Genomic DNA, 20,245 nt, shown 5'->3' with positions numbered 1-20,245 from the left:
ACAGATGCAACGCATTAAATTTTATAAAACCTTTTCTACAAGCAATCTACTTATTTTAGGAGTCGTTCTGCTGGCGATGGGCTTTTCTAGTTATAAAATTCTTTTTTCAGAAACTGAAGATGTAAGCACCTACGTCATTATTAATAGTCTGGTTAGTGTACTGCCCGTTATCATCTATAGTTACCGCAAACAAAAAGCACATTGGGTTCAATATGACCAAAAACGCATTAATCTGCAGCTTGCCGGGGTTCAAAAAATCATAAAAAGAAAAGCGATCTCAAAAATTAAAGTAAACGGAAAATCCATTGAAATTTTATTTAAAGCAAGTCCGGGATTGGTGCTTAATCTAGAGTCTTACGCTACTGAAGATGTGCTTCTTTTTGAGAAGATTTTAAAAAACAACTATTCATGAGCGCTAAGAAAATCACTTTTATCAATCAAAATGAGCCTTGGCGACTAGCTGTTCCTTCGGTAGGCTTTGTTCTGTTTTTAGTGGGAATGCTTGCTTTAAAAGAAACGGCATTAGGGACGGTGATTCAACCTCTGGGTATGCTGCTCATGTTTGTTCCGCATTTTATTCCTTTTAAGCTGAAGAACTATGTACGGTTTACCAGACGGATGATTTCCTTTAAATTAGAAAAAGGCGGAAGTTACCACTACAGGTTTTCTCAAATAAAATATGTGGAGGCTTACGAAGATCGTTTGGTCATTTACACCTCAAAAAAGAAGTCTGAAAAAGTTAGAATCGAAGGTTATGCAAAAGCTGACATAAACCGACTTCTAGACTTATTACAGCCCGAAACTGAACACACCTCGGAAACCGTTTAGCCTTTAGGCTTCCCCCCTACGATAATCACAATTTCTCCCTTAGGCGCTTTGGCCTCAAAATGTTTTAACACCTCAGCTGCAGTACCACGCACGGTTTCTTCATGAAGTTTTGAGATCTCTCTGGAAACCGAAATGCTTCGGTCTTCGCCAAAGAATTCGACCATATTTTTTAAAGTCTTTACCAGCTTGTGCGGACTTTCATAAAAGATCATCGTGCGCTCTTCTTCCGCCAAAAGTAAAAATCGGGTTTGTCGCCCCTTTTTTACCGGAAGAAATCCTTCAAAAACAAATTTATCATTAGGTAAACCGCTATTAACCAACGCCGGAACAAAAGCCGTAGCGCCCGGCAAACAGTCAACCTCTAGGCCTGCTTCTACACAAGCGCGTGTTAATAAAAACCCGGGGTCAGAGATAGCCGGAGTTCCTGCATCACTTATCAAAGCAAGGGTTTGACCGTTTTTGATGCGGTCTACAAGACCCTCAACCGTTTTATGCTCGTTGTGCATATGATGGGAGTGCATCTGTGTAGTGATCTCAAAATGCTTAAGCAACTTCCCACTAGTGCGGGTATCTTCGGCAAGAATAAGATCTGCCTCTTGCAGTACTTTAACTGCTCTAAAGGTCATATCCTCCAGATTGCCAATGGGTGTGGGTACAAGAAATAGCTTACCCATTAGGAGTCAAATTTGCGGGCTACCAGCTCTTTAAAGCGTATCTCATACATCTCTTTTCCGTCCCAATTGTTATAGTCTGGTTTTACCATCTGGTCGATAAGGTTAAACGCTTCTTCTTCTGAATTTGCCGTGTTGAGTTGTGAAAGCACGCGATTATAATCCGTATCGCTTCCGTTAAAAAGATGTTTTATAAATGCAATGCGGTCATTAAGGCCAAAAGAAAGTCCGCGAGAGATACGGTCGTTCAGTTTTCTAGGCTTGCTTTCCTGTGGTTTTGCATCGTCTTCAAACTCGGCAATGCGACCATATTCACCAATCTCGTCTTTATCGTTTTTAACCACATCAGGCTTTTGGGTGATTTGCTGAAACATCGCCTCAATAGCATCTGCTTCAGGCGGCATTTGAGCGACAATATCTTTGATCTTTTCCATCACCGGTTCGTGCAACGAAGCCTGATTGATCTTGGGCTCTTTTTGCTCTTTTGGTTTAGGGTCTTCTGCTTTAGGCTGTGTTTCTTGTGGTGTTCTTAAGCGCTCAAAGAGTTCTTCGTTAGCAGCGGCTATACGGGCAATGCGTTCTAATTCGGTTTCTTCTTTTTGAGGTGCTTCAGCCGGAGTTTCATCAACCTGTTCTTGTTGAATTTCCTGTATACTTTCAGCAATCACTTCACTATCTTCTTCCTCTAAAGCTTTGATGATTTCGGCTTTGCCTATGGTAGGTTTTGCAGTGTCAAAATGCGCTTCTACATAAGCTAAAATTGATAGTGCTTCATAAATCTTCTGAGCTTCAATTTTTAGGGTCTCGTAATCACTCTCTGAGTCAAGTTTTAAAATCTTGTGCGCCAGGCTCACCAAGTCAGATTTTAATTTCTTCTTCATAAGTTTTTTGTTTGCTCTGTTTATTTGCTGGGGTTTTTAATAAATTTGCTAAGCCCTCTAAGAATAGCACCTTTGCCCTTTAAGAGGTTGAAAAGTACGAAATGTTTCTCGAAAATACCGTTAATCATAAAGAGCAATTTGGATGGATAGAAGTCATATGCGGCTCTATGTTCTCGGGTAAAACCGAAGAATTAATTCGCCGACTAAAACGCGCCAAGTTTGCTAAACAAAAGGTTGAGATCTTTAAACCTGCGATAGATACCCGCTATGATGACGAGTTGGTTATCTCTCATGATGCCAACGAAATTAGATCAACTCCGGTACCTGCCGCTGCTAATATTCCTATTCTTGCAGACGGTTGCGACGTGATAGGTATTGACGAAGCGCAATTTTTTGATGAAGAAATCGTAAAGGTGTGTAATGACCTTGCCAATCGCGGAATCAGAGTCATAGTTGCCGGACTTGACATGGATTTTAAAGGAAATCCTTTTGGCCCAATGCCTGCACTTATGGCTACCGCCGAGTATGTTACTAAAGTACACGCTGTGTGTACCCGTACGGGAAATCTGGCGCAATTCAGCTACAGAAAGGCTACCAGCGATGATCTTGTATTGCTGGGAGAAACCGAAGAATACGAACCCCTAAGCCGTAGTGCTTATTATAAAGCAATGCTTCGAGAGCGTCTAAAAACTATAGAAGTTAAAGACCCCGAAGAACTTAAAAACCCAAAAACAAAAGACTAAATGCCGCACACTGTTCTCGAAATAGACCTAAATGCCCTAAGCCATAATTATGACTATTTACGGTCTAAACTAGAACCAGATGTAAAGATGCTCGCCGTCGTAAAAGCTTATGCCTACGGAAGCGAGTCTGTAGCTGTTGCCCGTAAACTGGAAGAAAAAGGTATAGATTATTTTGCTGTCGCTTATACCCCAGAAGGTGTTGCTTTACGCGATGCAGGAATCAAAACTCCTATTCTTGTTTTACATCCGCAGATTGAAAATTTTGATCAGGTGATTGAGCATAAGCTCGAGCCAAGTATTTATAGTTTTAGAGTACTAAAAGCTTTTACCGAAATAGCTGAAGCAAAAGGTTTAAAAGATTATCCCATTCATATAAAATTCAATACCGGTTTAAACCGACTAGGGTTTAAAGATGTGAATGAAAAAGATATTCTAGAACAATTGCACGCCACCGAAGCGCTAAAGGTTAAATCGCTGTTCTCACATCTTGTAGCCAGTGAAGATATGAATGAGCGCACGTTTACCCAGCAGCAAATTGACGCCTTTGAAAGTAATGCAAGACATATGATTGCCGGTTTAGGCTATACTCCGATGTTGCATCAAAGCAACACTTCGGCGATTATAAATTATCCTCAGGCACAGTTTGATATGGTGCGCACCGGAATAGGCCTTTATGGCTACGGAAACATTCAAGCTGAAGATTTAAAACTAAAACCGGTGGCTACCTTAAAAACGGTTATTTCGCAAATTCATGATATTGCCATTGGAGAAACGGTAGGATACAATCGTGCGCATACTGCTGCAAAACTAGGGCGAAGCGCAACACTACCTATTGGCCACGCTGACGGTATTTCACGCGCTTACGGTAAAGGTCGCGGCTATGTGATGATCAAAGGAAAGAAAGCACCAATCATAGGCAATGTGTGTATGGATATGATTATGGTTGATGTTACCAAGATTGATTGCGAAGAAGGCGACGAAGTGATTATTTTTGGGAAGGATGCTTCGGCAGTAGCCTTAACAGCACGCATAAAAAGTATTCCGTATGAGTTGATTACAGCGATCTCTCAACGCGTACAACGAAAAATTATAGAATAACTAACAGCTTCTGCTTTTAGTCTTTTTAATATTTACCTATATTAGAACTTTATTTAACTACTTAAACCAACGAAATAATGGCATTTTTTAAAGATTTTAAAGCCTTTTTAATGAAAGGTGACATCGTTGCTCTAGCAACTGCGGTAATTATAGGTGGAGCATTCAACAAAATTGTAGGCTCCTTAGTTAAAGATGTGATTATGCCCGTAATAGGTGTGATTATGGGAGGTAAGAATGTCAACAATCTATTCTTTTCTCTGGACGGCGGAGAATACGAAACGGTTGACGCTGCTATTGAAGCTGGAGGAGCAATTATGACCTACGGTAACTTCCTGCAAGCTGTGATTGATTTTATCATCATCGGTTTTGTGATCTTCTGGTTATTGAAAGGTTATGAGAAAACCAAGAAAAAAGAAGAGCCTAAACCAGCTGCTCCTAAAGGACCTACTCAAGAAGAATTACTTATCGAAATTCGTGACGAATTGAGAAAGAAATAAAGACTCGTGTGCCTTAAGGCACAAACCGCTGCACTGCAGACTAATTTTAACTAAACCCTCGAAGAAATTCGGGGGTTCTTTTTGTTATATAAATAACATAATGTTTATAAAACATACAAAATGTCACTTTTTAAACAAATGTGTATATTTTTAATAAGATAGTCTGCTTTTTTATAAAGTGTTGCTACTTTTGGCGTCCGCAAGCTAAAAGCCTTCAGGCTGGCCGATTTTCAGCGGAACTAACAAACTAAATTTTCTCAAGGATATTGAGATTGACACACGCTAAAGATTAAAATTATGAAAGTAGCTGTTGTAGGTGCCACCGGGATGGTAGGCCACGTAATGTTGCAAGTATTAGCAGAACGCAACTTCCCCATAACCGAATTAATACCTGTTGCCAGCGCACGCTCAGTAGGTAAAACGGTTACCTATAAAGACAAAGAATACACCATTAGTTCTATGGAAGATGCGATCGCAGCACGTCCTGATATTGCGATTTTTTCGGCAGGTGGTGGCACTTCGTTAGAGTTTGCTCCTAAGTTTGCCGAAGTTGGTACTACCGTTGTAGACAACTCTTCTGCGTGGAGAATGGATCCTGACAAAAAACTTATTGTTCCTGAGATCAACGCTTCAGAATTAGAAGACTCAGATAAAATTATCGCTAATCCTAACTGTTCTACCATTCAGATGGTTTTGGCTTTGGCGCCTTTACACAAGAAATACAAGATCAAGCGTCTTGTGATCTCTACGTATCAGTCGATTACAGGAACCGGAGTTAAAGCGGTTCAGCAATTAGAACATGAATACAAAGGTGAGCAAGGTGATATGGCTTACGCGTATCCTATTCACCGAAATGCAATCCCTGCTTGCGATGTGTTTACCGAAAACGGTTACACTAAAGAAGAAATGAAACTCGTTAACGAGACTCAGAAAATCTTAGGTGATAAAACCATTGCTGTTACCGCTACAGCGGTGCGCATCCCGGTTGTGGGTGGCCATTCTGAAGCGATTAACGTGCAGTTTGAAAATGATTTTGACCTGGCGGAAGTTCGCCAACTGCTTCAGGCGCAAGATGGAGTTACCGTTCAAGATAACCCGGATACCAATACCTACCCAATGCCTATTTATGCTGAAGGTAAAAATGATGTGTTTGTAGGTCGTATACGTCGTGATTTTTCTCAAGAAAACACTTTAAATATGTGGGTGGTTGCAGATAACCTAAGAAAAGGTGCAGCCACTAATGCGGTTCAAATCGCTGAATATCTAGCGGCTAAAGAATTGGTTTAATTCAAAAGAACCTAATAATTACATAAACCTCTGAGACCTGGCGTTTCGGAGGTTTTTTTATTGGCACCGCCAAAGGGTTTAAAACTCCGAGGCTTTTCTGGAAATTAAAAATTCGTTTCCAAGCAATGTCATGGGCTTGCCATAAGATAGTTTACTGACTATATTTGAAAGAATTCAATTTTGCTTCAAATGAAAAAATTAACACTCCTATATTGTTTTGCATCTTTCGGAATAATTCTACAAGCACAAACCATCCGAACAAAAAAATTAAATATGATTTATCCTGAAACGAAAAAGGTAGATACCGTTGACACCTATTTTGGCACCGAAGTTCCCGACCCGTATCGCTGGCTCGAAGACGATCGCAGTGCCGAGACTGAGGCTTGGGTAAAAGCAGAAAATAAGGCCACTTTTGGCTATTTAGATAAGATTCCGTTTAAAGATGAAATCAAGCAAAAGCTTGAAAAAATCTGGAACTACGAGAAAATTGGCGCTCCTTTTAAAGAAGGTGATTACACCTATTTCTATAAAAATGACGGACTGCAAAATCAATATGTGATCTACCGTTACAAAATCGGTGAAGACCCTTCAACTGCAGAAGTATTTTTAGATCCCAACACCTTTGCCGAAGACGGTACGGTTTCGTTAGGCGGACTCAGTTTTTCAGATAATGGAAAACTGGCTGCATATAGTATTTCTGAGGGAGGAAGCGACTGGAGGAAGGTTCTGGTTATGGATGCTGAAACCAAAGAGATCACCGAAGATACTTTGGTCGATATCAAATTTAGCGGAATCTCTTGGCGTGAGAACGACGGGTTTTACTACTCGAGTTATGACAAGCCAGACGGCAGCGAACTTTCAGCAAAAACAGATCAGCACAAAGTGTATTACCACAAGCTGAATACGGCTCAAAAAGAAGACAAACTGATCTTTGGCGGTACGCCTGAGCAAAAGCATCGCTACATTGGCGCCGGGACCACAGAAGACAATAAATACTTGATCTTGAGCGCTAGTAATGCAACGTCAGGAAACAAGCTTTATATCAAAGATCTGAGCAAGCCAAATGCTGATTTTGTTGCGATTGTTGATACGGAAGAGACCAATACTTCTGTGATCGAAAATGTAGGCTCCAAACTTTATATTGTTACCGACAAAGATGCGCCCAACCGCAAAATCGTTACCGTGGACGCTGCTAATCCAACTCCAGAAAACTGGGAAGATTTTATTCCAGAAACCGAAAATGTGCTTTCGCCCTCTACCGGTGGTGGTTACTTTTTTGCAGAGTATATGGTTGATGCGGTTTCGCAAGTAAAACAATACGATTACGAGGGTAAGCTCGTACGCGAAGTTGAACTTCCCGGTATCGGAAGCGCCGGCGGGTTTGGTGCTAAAAAAGAAGATAAAGAACTTTATTACAGCTTTACCAACTATACCACTCCAGGAAGTATTTACAAATACGACATCAAGTCTGGAGCTTCTGAATTGTTCCGTAAACCGGCGATCAATTTTGATCCTGAAAATTACGAGAGCAAGCAAGTATTTTATACCTCAAAAGACGGTACAAAAGTTCCTATGATCATCACCTTTAAAAAAGGTTTAGAACTTAACGGTAAGAACCCGACGATTCTTTATGGTTATGGTGGTTTTAATATTTCGCTTACGCCATCATTCAGCATCACAAATGCCATTTGGATGGAAATGGGCGGTGTGTATGCCGTGCCTAACCTGCGTGGTGGCGGCGAATATGGTAAAGAATGGCACGACGCCGGTACCAAAATGCAAAAGCAAAATGTCTTTGATGACTTTATCGCTGCGGCAGAATACCTGATTTCAGAAAACTATACCTCAAGCGATTATTTGGCCATTCGTGGTGGTTCTAATGGTGGTTTGCTCGTGGGTGCAACGATGACGCAAAGACCCGATTTAATGAAGGTAGCGCTTCCTGCAGTGGGTGTGATGGATATGCTGCGTTATCACACCTTCACCGCCGGAGCCGGCTGGGCATACGACTACGGAACTTCAGAAGACAGCGAAGAAATGTTTGAGTACATTAAAGGTTATTCTCCTGTGCATAATGTAAAAACCGGAACAAAATATCCTGCGACTTTAGTAACCACAGGAGATCACGATGATCGCGTGGTTCCTGCGCACAGTTTTAAATTTGCTGCAGAATTGCAAGAGAAACAAGCCGGTGATGCGCCTGTTTTGATACGTATTGAGACAGATGCCGGCCATGGTGCTGGAACTCCGGTAAGCAAACAAATTGAGCAAACAGCAGATATTTTTGCCTTTACGCTTTACAATATGGGCTTTGACGTGCTTCCGGAAAAAACTAAATCAGAGATTAAAGGCTAACTGCTGAGCCTTTTGTAACCACTTAAATTAAGACCTCAAAGGCTTTGATAACTTTTGAGGTCTTTTTATATTCTATTATGCTAAAAGTAGACATAACCGACTTCGGCTATACCGAAGAAACCGTTTTAAAAAACCTTGATTTCACGGTAGAAAAAGGAAAGCACATTTCTATTTTAGGGGAAAGCGGCTGCGGAAAAAGCACCTTGCTCAAAATCATCTATGGCTTACTTCACGTTGAAAACGGGACTATTTTTTGGAACGACAACGAACTTTTAGGCCCTAATTTTAACTTGGTTCCTGGAGAGCCTTTTATCAAATATCTCGCTCAGGATTTTGACTTGATGCCGTATATCTCAGTGGCAGATAATATTGGGAAACACCTGTCGCGTCGTTTTATGCAGCAGCGAGAAGAACGCATCAACGAACTTCTTGAAGTGGTTGATATGACCGCTTTTGCCGATGTACACGTAAAACTTTTGAGTGGCGGACAAAAACAGCGCGTTGCACTCGCGCGTGCGATTGCCAAAGAGCCCGAATTATTGTTGCTGGACGAACCCTTTAGCCACATCGACAACTTTAGACGGAATGCCTTACGCCGAAATCTCTACGCGTATCTGAAAAAAGAAAACATTACCTGTATTACTGCCACGCACGACAGCGAAGAAGCACTTTCTTTTTCAGACGAAATTAAAATGATGCGCGAGGGTCAATTTATACAAACCGCAACTCCGAAAGCTTTGTTCAAAAACCCAAAGAATGCTTATGTCGCTTCGTTTTTTGGTGATGTGAATACGCTAGAACTTGATGGTGAAAAACATTTGATTATGCCGCATCAACTTGAGGTTTCTGAATCTGAAACCGGGTTAAAAGCCACCGTGATTAAATCGTATTTTAAAGGAAGTTACTATCTCGTGGAAGCTGAAGCTCAAGGACAAAAGATCTACTTTAATACTGTTTATGCTTTAGATAAAGACACTTTTGTTTATTTAAAACTGAAGCTCTAATCTAGCGCTATACTTTCATATTTTTTGGCGGGTCCAATAAATCAGCCAGCTCCTTCCCTATCTGGCTGCCAATAGCTACACCCATTCCTCCAAGTCTTACGCCGCAAAAAACGTGTTCAGAAAGCGGTTTTAGGATGGGCTTCTTTTGAGCTCCAACACCCAGAATTCCGCTCCAGCGATAGTCGATTTCAACTGAAGTTTGGGGTATAATTATTTGACTGAGTGTCTTTTCTAAATGCGCTTGAATGATTGCTGAAGTGCCGAGCGCATCGGTTTGTTCCCCGGTTAAATCCAGATTGCGGCCGCCTCCTAAAAGGATTCGGTTATCGATATTTCTAAAATAGGTATAGCCTTCATCCAGATGAAACGTGCCTTTAATGTTTAAGTCAGGAATAGGTTTGGTCACCAATACTTGATTGCGTGCAGGTTGCACTTGAGTAATTCCTAAGTGTGCTGCAAAACCATTGGTTGCTATGAATAGTTTTTCTGTTTGGAATGAGATGGAATTTGCTCGTACTTCTACGCTATTCGATAGCATTTCATAACCGGTAACCGTCCAACCATTTAAGATCAAAATATTTTGCCGAAGTGCTTTTTGGAGCAAGCCTTGCATCATGTTCCCAGTGTCTATCGCACCTTCTTCAGCATTAAATAGCAATCTTTCTTGAACATTCTTAAACTGAAATCTGTTCGCAACACTACTGAAAATAGGCTTTTTAAAAACCGGTGCAAGCAATTCATTTAGATATTCGATCTGATTAAAACAGTTTTCATAAAGCCCAAGGTTTGTATTTAGAAATAGTTCGTAGCCGCCACACTTCTGAAAATCGATAGCGCGATCGCCAAGGGTTTCTCTCAAAAGCTTCAGCCCCTCTACGCGCATTTTAACCAGTTTTAGAACTTCGTCTTCGCTATGACGTTCTAAATCTGACAAAAGCTCAGAAACGCTCCCGAAACAAGCGAAACCAGCATTCTTTGTACTCGCTCCCTGCGGAAGACTTCCGCGTTCAAGAATTAGAATTTTTGCCTCGGGAAAGCGTTTACGCAGCTGCAATGCACAACTGAGCCCGGTGATGCCACTTCCCACAATGGTAAAGTCGACGTCTGCTAGCCAGGATTTGTATTCCCAATACGAGAGATTAGAATAGGGTTCTTGCATAACAGCTTAAAGATAGCAGAATTTTGCATTAGGGATTGAAGGATTTGTTTGAGCTCTTCTGCCCTTTTTGGCAAAAAGCGATTCCTTATTAAAACCTGACCTAAGCGTTAGCGCAGGTAATGCCCAAAAGAAACTTCTTTAAGGTATAAAACCCTTTGTCGCTAGCCATAAAAAAACCCCGAACAAATGTTCAGGGTTGATATCTATTGAAAGGTAGACTTTATTCTTCTACCGGTGGATTCATTTTAAAATCATCCATAAAGGCAGTGGTGTAGTTTCCTGAAATGTATGCAGGATCGTCCATCAACTGTCTGTGGAATGGGATCGTTGTTTTAATTCCTTCAATAACGAACTCATCTAAAGCACGCTTCATTTTATTGATCGCCTCTTCACGGGTTTGTGCCGTAGTGATCAATTTTGCGATCATAGAATCGTAGTTAGGAACGATAGAATACCCGCTGTAAACGTGCGTATCTATGCGAACCCCGTGACCGCCCGGCGCGTGTAAGTTAGTAATCTTACCCGGTGAAGGTCTAAAGTTGTTATAAGGATCTTCCGCGTTGATACGGCACTCGATAGAATGCAATTGTGGATAGTAGTTTTTACCAGAAATTGCAACTCCGGCAGCAACGAGAATTTGCTCGCGAATCAAGTCATAATCTACTACTTGCTCCGTAATAGGATGTTCTACTTGAATACGCGTATTCATTTCCATAAAGTAGAAATTGCGGTGTTTATCTACCAAAAATTCTACAGTACCGGCACCTTCGTATTTAATAAATTCTGCGGCACGAACGGCTGCAGCTCCCATTTTCTCACGAAGTTCATCGGTCATAAATGGTGAAGGTGTTTCTTCGGTAAGTTTTTGGTGACGACGCTGAACGGAACAATCACGCTCAGAGAGATGACACGCTTTACCGTTGCTGTCTCCTACAACCTGAATCTCGATATGGCGTGGCTCTTCAATAAGCTTTTCCATATACATTCCGTCATTTCCGAAAGATGCAGCAGCTTCTTGACGCGCAGAATCCCAAGCTTTACGCAAGTCTTCTTTTTTCCAAACCGCACGCATACCTTTACCACCACCACCGGCAGTAGCTTTAAGCATTACAGGATATCCTGTTTCTTCTGCGATGCGCTCACAAGATTCAAAATCTTCAATAATCCCGTCACTTCCGGGAACACAAGGAACTCCGGCTGCTTTCATGGTAGCTTTTGCGGTTGCCTTGTCTCCCATCTTTGAAATCATATCAGGAGATGCCCCGATGAATTTCACATCGTGCTCTTGACAAATTTTTGAAAAACGAGCATTTTCAGAAAGGAATCCGTAACCCGGGTGAATGGCGTCTGCGTTAGTAATTTCGGCAGCAGCCATAATATTTGCTATTTTCAAATACGATTCGCTACTTGGAGCCGGCCCAATACAAACCGCTTCATCTGCAAAACGTACGTGCAAACTTTCGGCATCTGCAGTAGAATAAACCGCTACAGTTTTGATGCCCATTTCTTTACAGGTTCGTATTACACGTAGTGCAATCTCCCCTCTGTTTGCTATAAGTATCTTTTTAAACATATCTGTTGTCTTTATAGTTTAAGCCATAAGGCTTTAATCTATAGTATTTGATCTTTTAAACGCCGAGTTTCAGCGTATGCTTACCATTAATGGAAACTTTAGATCAAATAAATAATTATGCAGGGTCTACCAAGAATAATGGTTGGTCAAATTCAACCGGAGAAGAATCATCAACAAGAACTTTAACGATCTTACCGCTAACTTCACTTTCGATCTCGTTGAATAATTTCATTGCTTCAATAACGCAAAGTACGTCACCTTCTTTGATACTTGCTCCAACTTCAACAAAAGTAGGTTTGTCTGGTGCTGGTTTACGGTAGAATGTACCAATGATTGGTGACTTTACAGTAATGTATTTGTCACTATCATCTGCCTTAGGCTTTTCAGTTTCTGGAGCTGCAGGGGCTGGTGCCGGTGCTGCGGGTTGTGCTGCAGGAGCTGCTTGCTGTGGCATTGCAGAACCCATCATAGGTACTTGCTGAAGGATTGTGGTCTCACCTTTACTGTCTTCACCAGTTCTAATGGTGATTTTCACATCGTCCATCTCAAGTTTAACCTCGCTTGCGCCAGATTTAGCAACAAACTTGATAAGATTCTGAATTTCTTTTAAATCCATAATTAATAACGTTAGTTAGATTAAAAATTAAGCATTGTAGGCCCATTTTAAATAAATGGAGCCCCAAGTAAAACCGCCTCCAAAAGCGGCAAATATTAAATTATCCCCTTTTTTAAACTGCTTTTCAAAATCGCTTAAAAGCAAGGGAAGTGTCGCAGATGTTGTGTTTCCGTAGCGTGCAATATTCATCAGCACTTTACTGTCGTCAAGCCCCATACGTCGGGCAGTTGCATCAATAATACGTTTGTTTGCCTGGTGTGCTACAAGCCAACTAACATCATCGTGACTCAAATTATTGCGCTGCATAATGCGCTCGCTTACATCTGCCATGTTTGAGACGGCAAATTTAAATACTGTTTTACCGTCTTGAAAAACGTAGTGCTTTTTATTTGCTACCGTTTCTTCTGAAGCCGGCATCAAAGACCCTCCCGCTTCGATACGCAAGAAATCTCTTCCTATACCATCAGAACGTAAAAATTCGTCTTGAAGTCCTAGGCCTTCTTCATTAGGTTCAAAAAGGACAGCGCCACCACCATCACCAAAAATGATGCAGGTAGTACGATCTGTATAGTCTATAATAGAAGACATTTTATCTGCTCCTATTAAAAGGACTTTTTTATATTTTCCTGAAGCTACATATGCAGAAGCTGTAGACATTCCATATAAAAAGCTGGAGCACGCAGCTTGTAAATCGTAAGAAAATGCATTTGTTGCACCTATTTGTGTGGCAACATAAGCAGCGGTAGATGCTACGGGTAAGTCGGGAGTTGCGGTAGCCATAATCACCATATCAATTTCTGATGGGTCAATACCGCTTTTGTTGATTAGGTCTTCGGCAGCTTTAATACCTAAAAAAGAAGTTCCTTTATCGGGATCTTTTAGGATTCTGCGCTCTTTAATTCCTGTTCTGGTTGTGATCCATTCATCATTGGTCTCAACCATGGTTTCCAAAATTTCATTGGTAAGCACATATTCTGGCACATAAGCGCCAACAGCAGTTATGGCTGCAGTGATTTTACTCATATAAATCTGGTTTCTACGAAAAAACAAGGTTTTTCGCTTAAAAAATGGGAGGAAAAGTACTAAAAATAGAACAATTAAAGCCTACAATTAACGTTTTTTGCTCCTTCTAAAAAATAAAAAAAACTCCCACTTTGATGGGAGTTTAATCTTTTTATAAGTCTTTGTTAAGCAACTTCTTCGCCAGCTGTTGCATCAATTACAACCTGCCCTCTATAATAAAGTTTGCCCTCGTGCCAGTGTGCACGGTGATAAAGGTGAGCTTCACCAGTAGTGGCGTCTACACCAATTTTAGGCATTGCAGCTTTGTAATGTGTTCTTCTCTTATCTCTTCTTGTTTTCGAGATTTTTCTCTTAGGATGTGCCATTACCGTTAATTATTAATTATCTGTTAAAAAATCTTTTAGTTTGTCCCAACGGGGATCTATTTTTTTTGGTTGAGGTTCTTGTTCCTCTTCCTCTTGATTATCTTTTATACTTAATTCTTCAAGTTTATCTAATATGTCTGACTTTAAAGTACCGTCTTCAACTCCCGGATGCACTCTTTTTGCAGGCATCGCCAGAACCAAAGTTTCATAAATATACTGTGCGATATTTACTTCGTATTCACCATGCGGCAAAATTAAAATATCATCAATCTCATCATTGTACTCCTGACCAAACTTAACCACCAACTTATACGACGTTTCTAATGGATTATCGTAAGGTTCATTAGTTAAATCACAATTTACATTTACAGTACCTTCAGCATCAAAGTAAAACTCCATCAAGGTTGACTTTTTAATCAAAGTTACCTTTAAGTCTACTGCGATGCTATTGAAGTCATCATAATCAAAATGCTCAAAGAACGTATTGTCAATATCATATTGAAAATCGTGTTCCCCTTGTTTTAAACCAACAAATTGTATGGTATACGTTTTCAAATGCTTCATTACCTTTCTCTTTCCTAAAATCTCCACTTCCGCAAAAGGCGGGTGCAAAGATATAAATTTTTATTTAGCTGTTAATTAAGTGTGGATAAATTTTTTAAATATGTTTATTTTCCACGAGAGCGACCGGAATATTGTTTTTTTCGCGGTTGTTTTTGCAAAATATTTTCGGTCAAGACAGCATATTCTTCTCTTTTCTTATAAATATCTAACGCCATATATACTGCTTCTTTAAACGAATTGATGTCAGCAATGCCTTTTCCGGCAATTTCAAATGCGGTTCCGTGATCTGGAGAAGTACGTACTTTGTTCAATCCGGCCGTGTAATTAACCCCTTTTCCAAAAGCTAATGTTTTAAAAGGAATTAAGCCCTGATCATGATAGGCTGCAATGATCGCATCGAAATTCTTATAGTTTCCGCTTCCGAAGAAACTATCTGCAGCATACGGCCCATACGTCAGATGTCCTTGATCGCGCAGTTCTTCTAATGTAGGTATCAGAACCTCATCGTCTTCCTTACCTATCACTCCATTATCTCCCACATGTGGATTGATCCCTAAGAATGCGATTTTAGGTTTACTCACGCCAAAATCCTGAACCAGCGAATGATGAATCGTTTTAAACTTCTGTTTGATTAAATTGGCTGTGATTTTAGTTGTCACATCTTTTACAGGCACATGGTCTGTAAGTAAACCAACCTTGAGCTTTTGTGATACCATAAACATAAGGCTATGCCCTTCTAACTCCTGATTCAAATAATCGGTATGTCCCGGGAAATTGAATTCCTCTCCCTGAATATTCGCTTTATTGATAGGTGCGGTCACCAAGGCATCGATTTCTCCAGATTTTAGTGCTGTAACCGCTGCTTTTAACGATTTTATTGCATAACTACCCGCCTCTGGAGTTTCGGAACCAAAATTAATTCTAGGATTATCTTTCCAAACGTTTACCACGTTGATTTTACCTTCGATCACATTGCTTGCTTCTTTCACTCCTTGAAAGTTTATATCCAATTCAAAATGCTTTAGAAGGAAACTTACTGTTTTAGCCGAAGCAAAAATCACAGGTGTACAGAAATCAAGCATTCTTGCGTCTTCAAAGGTTTTGAGAACAACCTCTCCGCCAATTCCATTTAAATCTCCTATGCTAATTCCTAATTTTATACTTTGTTCTTTCATGTGAAACCGCTTTGGTTTTCTTTTGTAAATTATAATGTAAAAGTACTTAATTAAAACGCAAACATGTTTACCGGTATTATTGAAGATTTAGGGAAGGTTGAAAAATTAGAACGCGAGGGAGATAATTTACATATTACAGTTTCAAGTAGGCTTACCGCTGAACTGAAAATTGATCAGAGTGTTGCACACAATGGAGTGTGTCTGACCGTAGTAAGTTTGAACGATAATTCGTACACCGTTACTGCAATTGAAGAAACGCTAAACAAGACTAATCTTAACGAACTTAGAGAGCAAGATCTTGTGAATCTAGAACGCGCCATGATTCTAGGCAGCCGCTTAGATGGTCATATTGTTCAGGGTCATGTGGATCAAACCGCTACGTGTATTCATAAAGAAAATAAAGATGGAAGCTGGATATTTACATTCAGTTATAATCCTGATTTAAATAATGTTACCATTGAAAAAGGATCTATAACCATCAATGGGGTAAGCCTGACTGTAGTCAACTCTAAAATCAATGAATTTAGTGTCGCTATCATCCCTTATACTTATGAACACACCACATTTAATTTCATTGAAAAAAGCACAAAAGTAAATTTAGAATTTGACGTAATAGGGAAATATGTAAAGCGCCTTATGAATTTGTAACTTTTTGACGATCTGCTTTATAAAAGAAAAATCCACCTATAAAAACGCCTAATATGAAAAGATGCGGAATATAGTTGTCTATTGGTACTTGTAAACCTGGTGGCGGGGGTGCTGCATTCCGAGCACCCGGAGGTGGTGGATTTTTATCTTCAGCATAGACCACAGTCTTAACACCTACAATGAGGATTAACGTAACTACATATGTATATAGTTTTAAACGCATAGAAGATGGGGGCTTCAGTTGAATGAACAGCGCAATATTAAGAAAAAATACATTATTTCAACTAATTAACACTACATTTTGTCGGCTCTTGTAGGTTTTTAACCTTAACAATATGCTAAATTAACCGCTTTAAGGATAAAGTCTTATATTTCTTACTATAAACGCGTTAAGACCTGTAAATAAATCACTTGCAAATTAAAAAAGCCTCAGAAGACAAAATCTTCTGAGGCTTAGTGTTTACTAGTGGTCCCACCTGGGCTCGAACCAGGGACCACCTGATTATGAGTCAGGTGCTCTAACCAACTGAGCTATAGGACCTGCTTTCAATATCATTTAGACATTAAAGCGGGCGCAAAAATAAGATTAATTTTTATTTGTCACAAGCATTTTATCACGGCTCGGCTCTGAGCTAGACAATATCTTGACATAACTCTATTAAAACACCTCCTGTTGTTTTGGGATGCAAAAAAACGACCCACTTATTATCAGCTCCTTTTTTGGGGGTTTCGTTTAAAACGGTAAAGCCTTCAGATTTCAATCTATTCATTTCGGCTTTGATATCGTCAACCGCATATGCGATATGATGAACACCTTCTCCCCGCTTTTCAAGAAACTTTGCAATAGGACTATCTTCTTTAGTTGCTTCAAGCAATTCAATTTTTGAATCACCCATTTCAAAAAATGAAGTAGTTACGCCTTCAGAAGCTACAGCTTCGGTTTTATAAGGTTGTTTTCCCAGTAGCTTCGTGTACATTTCATTAGAATCTTGCAGACTTTTAACTGCAATTCCTATGTGTTCTATCTTTTTCATTATTAAAGTTTCATTCTATTTTATGCAGTATGCATTTCCATCTCATGCTAAAGGTAGCGCATTTATAAAAAATGTATTTTTGCCGTATGGAAACAAATAGACAAAAGAAAGTAGCCGGAGTACTTCAACGCGATTTGGTTGATGTTATTCAAAAGGCATTGATGCAGGCAGGTGTAAAAAATATTATTGTCTCTGTGAGCAAAGTAAATGTAACTACAGATCTCTCACAGGCAAAAGTCTATCTAAGTATTTTTCCTCACGATAAAGCTTCAGAAATTTTAAAAGAAGTCAGTGCCGTAAAGCCTTTTATAAAACATGAGATCGCAAATCGTACGCGTCATCAATTGCGTCGTATGCCTGAATTGCAATTTTATGTTGACGATTCTCTAGAATATATAGATGGGATTGACAAATCTCTTAAAGGCTCTGAAGATCCAATTCAAAATCCAGATTTACTTCCGCGTAGAAAAAAATCATAAGTCACCTCTCTATTGAAATTTCCTGTATTTATAGCAAAACGTTACCTGTTTACTAAGAGCAGTAATAATGCTATAAACATCATAACACTTATTTCGGCGGTAAGTATTATTGCAGGTTCAGCGGCTTTGTTTGTCGTACTTTCCGGATTTTCGGGTTTAAAGGATTTTAGTTTGTCTTTTGCGTCCATTTTTGATCCTGATTTAAAAGTGCTTCCCGCAAGCGGAAAAATCATAAAATTCACTTCAGAGCAAGCTACTGAACTTGAAGATAATCCTGATATCGCTAGCTATACTCAGGTTATTGAAGAACGCGCTTTTTTAGAATTTAGAGGGAAAAACCACATCGCCTATATTAAAGGTGTTGATGAAAATTACCGAAGCGTAAATAGTATTGACAGCACCTTACTTTATGGCAATTGGATCACTCCCGAAGAGCCTGTAGCAGCTATAGGTTTTGGAATTTCTCGCATTCTTTCATTAGGAGTAAATAATTATACCGACTTGCTTCGTGTGATGGTGCCCAGACCCGGAACCGGTCAAATCACAGATCCTACGCAAGCTTTTAATAGTTCGCAATTGGTCGTTTCTGATATTTTTCAAGTAAATGAAGAACTTGATCAGAAATATATATTTACCAATATTAATTACGCCCGTAAACTGCTCAACTATAAGGATACAACCTTAAGTGCTATCGAAATTAAAATCAATCCTAATGCAGATCCTTTAAAGGTTCAGCGTGAGGTTCAGCAAATTTTTGGTACTACTACCCAAGTAAAAACAAGGTTTCAGCTTAATGATAAGCTTTACAAAATGCTGAATGCTGAAAACTTGGCTGTTTATCTCATCTTTACCTTGGTATTGATCATTGCGCTTTTCAATCTTGTGGGAAGTATCATTATGATCATCATCGATAAAAAAGCCAATATTAAAACGCTGCATAGCCTAGGCGCGTCTTTAAAAGACATCAAAAAGATTTACTTTTTACAAGGAGCGATGATGAGTGTTTTTGGCGGTATAATCGGCTTGGTTTTGGGGAGTTTGATTGTGGGAGCGCAATTGCAGTTTCAGCTTAAAATGATCACGCCAACACTTCCCTATCCCATGGAATTTACACTCGTAAATTTCTTAGCGGTTTTCTTAACTATTTCTTTTTTGGGAATTTTAGCATCCTACCTCGCAGCTTCGACCATTAGACCGAAGCTTTTAGAAGATTGATGCGTTCTCTGCTCTAGTACGTTTGTTGTGCAAAATCATAATCAGCAAACAGTTCTTCAACCTCATCAAAAGCAGCAAAAACATCCTCCGGTGCATCGCTGGTTACCATTTTCATACGATATGGCTTAAACCCAGGAATTCCTTTAAAGTAATTCGTATAATGCCGGCGCGTCTCAAATACGCCGAGTTTTTCCCCCTTCCAGTCTATAGACATTTGTAAGTGTCTGCGAGCAGCATCAACACGCTCTTGCATGGTTGGTGGCACCATATGCTCACCGGTGTTGAAAAAATGCTTTACCTCTCTAAAAAACCAAGGATACCCAATACTCGCCCTGCCGATCATCGCGCCGTCAAGTCCATATTGATCCCGCATTTCTACAGCACGCTCGGGAGTGTCAACATCACCGTTTCCAAAAACAGGAATATGCATACGCTGATTATTTTTTACCTCAGCAATAGGTTTCCAGTCGGCATTGCCTTTGTACATCTGCGCTCGCGTTCTTCCGTGAATCGCAATCGCCTTACAACCTACGTCTTGTAAACGTTCGGCAACCTCAACGATTTTGATCGAGTCGTGATCCCAGCCTAAACGGGTTTTAACGGTAATTGGTAAGTTGGTATGCTTGACCATGGCTTCGGTAAGCGAAACCATCAGATCAATATCTTTTAAAATCCCCGCGCCGGCACCTTTAGAAACTACTTTCTTAACCGGACAGCCAAAGTTGATATCAATAATATCTGGCTTTGAAGCTTCAACAATTTCAACACTCTGAAGCATCGACTCGAGATTGGCTCCGAAAATCTGAATACCTACGGGACGTTCTTTCTCATAAATATCAAGCTTCATAACACTTTTTGCAGCGTCACGAATGAGGCCTTCACTCGAGATGAACTCGGTATATACCACATCTGCCCCTTGCTCTTTGCACAGTGCGCGAAAAGGTGGGTCACTCACATCTTCCATAGGTGCTAAAAGCAACGGGAAGTCTCCTACATCTATATCTCCTATTTTAGCCAAAGCAATACTTTT

General features: G+C 40.0%; 23 protein-coding genes and 1 tRNA gene. 11 read left to right on the top strand and 13 right to left on the bottom strand.

The annotated features are described in order from the left end of the window. Positions 1-4 precede the first annotated feature (4 nt). The gene (locus HCN54_RS15150) at positions 5-412 is read left to right on the top strand and encodes a hypothetical protein (RefSeq protein WP_167598448.1); all 408 of its coding nucleotides are present in this window, start codon (positions 5-7) and stop codon (positions 410-412) included. After that, positions 409-828: a hypothetical protein gene (locus HCN54_RS15145; protein ID WP_167598447.1), complete on the top strand. Its 420-nt coding sequence runs from the start codon at positions 409-411 to the stop codon at positions 826-828. Before HCN54_RS15150 ends, HCN54_RS15145 begins: the two co-directional genes overlap by 4 nt. On the opposite strand, the gene rsmI is transcribed toward HCN54_RS15145, so the two are convergent. Further along, positions 825-1,502 carry a 16S rRNA (cytidine(1402)-2'-O)-methyltransferase gene (gene rsmI, locus HCN54_RS15140; protein WP_167598446.1) on the bottom strand — a complete coding sequence of 226 codons (678 nt, stop codon included), beginning with the start codon at positions 1,500-1,502 and terminating at the stop codon, positions 825-827. The genes HCN54_RS15145 and rsmI overlap by 4 nt on opposite strands. Further along, positions 1,502-2,380 (bottom strand): hypothetical protein, encoded by an 879-nt coding sequence (locus HCN54_RS15135; protein WP_167598445.1) that lies wholly within the window; start codon positions 2,378-2,380, stop codon positions 1,502-1,504. Before HCN54_RS15135 ends, rsmI begins: the two co-directional genes overlap by 1 nt. Before the next feature lie 101 nt (positions 2,381-2,481). Between HCN54_RS15135 and HCN54_RS15130 the strand changes: the two genes are divergently transcribed. From HCN54_RS15130 to HCN54_RS15105, 6 genes are all read left to right on the top strand, one after another. Further along, positions 2,482-3,123, top strand: coding sequence for a thymidine kinase (locus HCN54_RS15130; protein WP_072981001.1), 642 nt, complete (start codon positions 2,482-2,484; stop codon positions 3,121-3,123). Beyond that, a complete protein-coding gene (alr, locus tag HCN54_RS15125) occupies positions 3,124-4,221 on the top strand; it encodes an alanine racemase (protein WP_167598444.1) in 1,098 nt (365 codons plus the stop codon). It begins immediately after the preceding gene. A 77-nt stretch (positions 4,222-4,298) separates the two neighbouring features. Further along, positions 4,299-4,718: a large conductance mechanosensitive channel protein MscL gene (mscL, locus tag HCN54_RS15120; protein WP_072980997.1), complete on the top strand. Its 420-nt coding sequence runs from the start codon at positions 4,299-4,301 to the stop codon at positions 4,716-4,718. Positions 4,719-5,015: 297 nt separating this feature from the next. Beyond that, entirely contained in the window at positions 5,016-6,005 is a 990-nt protein-coding gene (locus HCN54_RS15115; protein WP_167598443.1) for an aspartate-semialdehyde dehydrogenase, read from the top strand. A 273-nt stretch (positions 6,006-6,278) separates the two neighbouring features. Continuing rightward, a complete protein-coding gene (locus HCN54_RS15110; protein WP_410503574.1) occupies positions 6,279-8,360 on the top strand; it encodes a prolyl oligopeptidase family serine peptidase in 2,082 nt (693 codons plus the stop codon). A gap of 77 nt (positions 8,361-8,437) precedes the next feature. Beyond that, positions 8,438-9,364, top strand: coding sequence for an ABC transporter ATP-binding protein (locus HCN54_RS15105; protein ID WP_167598441.1), 927 nt, complete (start codon positions 8,438-8,440; stop codon positions 9,362-9,364). A 7-nt stretch (positions 9,365-9,371) separates the two neighbouring features. Here the strand turns inward: HCN54_RS15105 and HCN54_RS15100 are convergent, their stop codons facing one another. The 7 genes from HCN54_RS15100 to pdxA form a co-directional block, all read right to left on the bottom strand. Continuing rightward, complete coding sequence (locus tag HCN54_RS15100) at positions 9,372-10,523, bottom strand: NAD(P)/FAD-dependent oxidoreductase (RefSeq protein WP_167598440.1); 1,152 nt, start codon at positions 10,521-10,523, stop codon at positions 9,372-9,374. 220 nt (positions 10,524-10,743) lie between these two features. Continuing rightward, positions 10,744-12,096, bottom strand: coding sequence for an acetyl-CoA carboxylase biotin carboxylase subunit (accC, locus tag HCN54_RS15095; protein WP_167598439.1), 1,353 nt, complete (start codon positions 12,094-12,096; stop codon positions 10,744-10,746). 115 nt (positions 12,097-12,211) lie between these two features. Then, complete coding sequence (gene accB, locus HCN54_RS15090) at positions 12,212-12,712, bottom strand: acetyl-CoA carboxylase biotin carboxyl carrier protein (RefSeq protein ID WP_167598438.1); 501 nt, start codon at positions 12,710-12,712, stop codon at positions 12,212-12,214. A 27-nt stretch (positions 12,713-12,739) separates the two neighbouring features. Next, positions 12,740-13,735 carry a beta-ketoacyl-ACP synthase III gene (locus tag HCN54_RS15085; protein WP_167598437.1) on the bottom strand — a complete coding sequence of 332 codons (996 nt, stop codon included), beginning with the start codon at positions 13,733-13,735 and terminating at the stop codon, positions 12,740-12,742. Between the two features lie 164 nt (positions 13,736-13,899). After that, positions 13,900-14,100 carry a 50S ribosomal protein L32 gene (gene rpmF / locus HCN54_RS15080; RefSeq protein WP_040533061.1) on the bottom strand — a complete coding sequence of 67 codons (201 nt, stop codon included), beginning with the start codon at positions 14,098-14,100 and terminating at the stop codon, positions 13,900-13,902. Between the two features lie 12 nt (positions 14,101-14,112). Beyond that, complete coding sequence (locus tag HCN54_RS15075) at positions 14,113-14,664, bottom strand: YceD family protein (protein ID WP_167598436.1); 552 nt, start codon at positions 14,662-14,664, stop codon at positions 14,113-14,115. A 104-nt stretch (positions 14,665-14,768) separates the two neighbouring features. Next, complete coding sequence (gene pdxA, locus HCN54_RS15070) at positions 14,769-15,839, bottom strand: 4-hydroxythreonine-4-phosphate dehydrogenase PdxA (RefSeq protein ID WP_167598435.1); 1,071 nt, start codon at positions 15,837-15,839, stop codon at positions 14,769-14,771. Positions 15,840-15,902: 63 nt separating this feature from the next. Here pdxA and HCN54_RS15065 point away from each other — a divergent pair, with 63 nt between their 5' ends. Beyond that, a complete protein-coding gene (locus tag HCN54_RS15065; RefSeq protein ID WP_167598434.1) occupies positions 15,903-16,487 on the top strand; it encodes a riboflavin synthase in 585 nt (194 codons plus the stop codon). Here HCN54_RS15065 and HCN54_RS15060 read toward each other — a convergent pair. The 3 genes from HCN54_RS15060 to mce form a co-directional block, all read right to left on the bottom strand. Continuing rightward, on the bottom strand, positions 16,474-16,710 hold the full coding sequence (locus tag HCN54_RS15060) for a hypothetical protein (RefSeq protein ID WP_167598433.1): 237 nt from the start codon (positions 16,708-16,710) through the stop codon (positions 16,474-16,476). The genes HCN54_RS15065 and HCN54_RS15060 overlap by 14 nt on opposite strands. 244 nt (positions 16,711-16,954) lie before the next feature. Continuing rightward, positions 16,955-17,028: transfer RNA gene (locus HCN54_RS15055), tRNA-Ile, on the bottom strand. A gap of 91 nt (positions 17,029-17,119) precedes the next feature. Further along, entirely contained in the window at positions 17,120-17,521 is a 402-nt protein-coding gene (gene mce / locus HCN54_RS15050) for a methylmalonyl-CoA epimerase (RefSeq protein WP_167598432.1), read from the bottom strand. A gap of 86 nt (positions 17,522-17,607) precedes the next feature. Between mce and rbfA the strand changes: the two genes are divergently transcribed. After that, positions 17,608-18,000 (top strand): 30S ribosome-binding factor RbfA, encoded by a 393-nt coding sequence (gene rbfA / locus HCN54_RS15045; protein WP_167598431.1) that lies wholly within the window; start codon positions 17,608-17,610, stop codon positions 17,998-18,000. Positions 18,001-18,012: 12 nt separating this feature from the next. Further along, on the top strand, positions 18,013-19,215 hold the full coding sequence (locus HCN54_RS15040; protein ID WP_167598430.1) for an ABC transporter permease: 1,203 nt from the start codon (positions 18,013-18,015) through the stop codon (positions 19,213-19,215). 13 nt (positions 19,216-19,228) lie between these two features. On the opposite strand, the gene dusB is transcribed toward HCN54_RS15040, so the two are convergent. After that, a complete protein-coding gene (gene dusB, locus HCN54_RS15035; protein WP_167598429.1) occupies positions 19,229-20,233 on the bottom strand; it encodes a tRNA dihydrouridine synthase DusB in 1,005 nt (334 codons plus the stop codon). Positions 20,234-20,245: the final 12 nt, after the last annotated feature.

The organism is Leeuwenhoekiella sp. ZYFB001, from assembly GCF_011784865.1.
GTDB classification, from domain to species: Bacteria; Bacteroidota; Bacteroidia; order Flavobacteriales; family Flavobacteriaceae; genus Leeuwenhoekiella; species Leeuwenhoekiella palythoae.
This window is presented reverse-complemented; position numbering and strand designations above follow the sequence as displayed.

Excerpts from the sequence above, each read along its gene's own strand:
- HCN54_RS15150 (WP_167598448.1), top strand. The coding sequence starts at position 5 with ATGCAACGCATTAAATTTTATAAAACCTTTTCTACAAGCAATCTACTT.
- HCN54_RS15145 (WP_167598447.1), top strand. The coding sequence starts at position 409 with ATGAGCGCTAAGAAAATCACTTTTATCAATCAAAATGAGCCTTGGCGA.
- rsmI (WP_167598446.1), bottom strand. The coding sequence starts at position 1,502 with ATGGGTAAGCTATTTCTTGTACCCACACCCATTGGCAATCTGGAGGAT.
- HCN54_RS15135 (WP_167598445.1), bottom strand. The coding sequence starts at position 2,380 with ATGAAGAAGAAATTAAAATCTGACTTGGTGAGCCTGGCGCACAAGATT.
- HCN54_RS15130 (WP_072981001.1), top strand. The coding sequence starts at position 2,482 with ATGTTTCTCGAAAATACCGTTAATCATAAAGAGCAATTTGGATGGATA.
- alr (WP_167598444.1), top strand. The coding sequence starts at position 3,124 with ATGCCGCACACTGTTCTCGAAATAGACCTAAATGCCCTAAGCCATAAT.
- mscL (WP_072980997.1), top strand. The coding sequence starts at position 4,299 with ATGGCATTTTTTAAAGATTTTAAAGCCTTTTTAATGAAAGGTGACATC.
- HCN54_RS15115 (WP_167598443.1), top strand. The coding sequence starts at position 5,016 with ATGAAAGTAGCTGTTGTAGGTGCCACCGGGATGGTAGGCCACGTAATG.
- HCN54_RS15110 (WP_410503574.1), top strand. The coding sequence starts at position 6,279 with ATGATTTATCCTGAAACGAAAAAGGTAGATACCGTTGACACCTATTTT.
- HCN54_RS15105 (WP_167598441.1), top strand. The coding sequence starts at position 8,438 with ATGCTAAAAGTAGACATAACCGACTTCGGCTATACCGAAGAAACCGTT.
- HCN54_RS15100 (WP_167598440.1), bottom strand. The coding sequence starts at position 10,523 with ATGCAAGAACCCTATTCTAATCTCTCGTATTGGGAATACAAATCCTGG.
- accC (WP_167598439.1), bottom strand. The coding sequence starts at position 12,096 with ATGTTTAAAAAGATACTTATAGCAAACAGAGGGGAGATTGCACTACGT.
- accB (WP_167598438.1), bottom strand. The coding sequence starts at position 12,712 with ATGGATTTAAAAGAAATTCAGAATCTTATCAAGTTTGTTGCTAAATCT.
- HCN54_RS15085 (WP_167598437.1), bottom strand. The coding sequence starts at position 13,735 with ATGAGTAAAATCACTGCAGCCATAACTGCTGTTGGCGCTTATGTGCCA.
- rpmF (WP_040533061.1), bottom strand. The coding sequence starts at position 14,100 with ATGGCACATCCTAAGAGAAAAATCTCGAAAACAAGAAGAGATAAGAGA.
- HCN54_RS15075 (WP_167598436.1), bottom strand. The coding sequence starts at position 14,664 with ATGAAGCATTTGAAAACGTATACCATACAATTTGTTGGTTTAAAACAA.
- pdxA (WP_167598435.1), bottom strand. The coding sequence starts at position 15,839 with ATGAAAGAACAAAGTATAAAATTAGGAATTAGCATAGGAGATTTAAAT.
- HCN54_RS15065 (WP_167598434.1), top strand. The coding sequence starts at position 15,903 with ATGTTTACCGGTATTATTGAAGATTTAGGGAAGGTTGAAAAATTAGAA.
- HCN54_RS15060 (WP_167598433.1), bottom strand. The coding sequence starts at position 16,710 with ATGCGTTTAAAACTATATACATATGTAGTTACGTTAATCCTCATTGTA.
- mce (WP_167598432.1), bottom strand. The coding sequence starts at position 17,521 with ATGAAAAAGATAGAACACATAGGAATTGCAGTTAAAAGTCTGCAAGAT.
- rbfA (WP_167598431.1), top strand. The coding sequence starts at position 17,608 with ATGGAAACAAATAGACAAAAGAAAGTAGCCGGAGTACTTCAACGCGAT.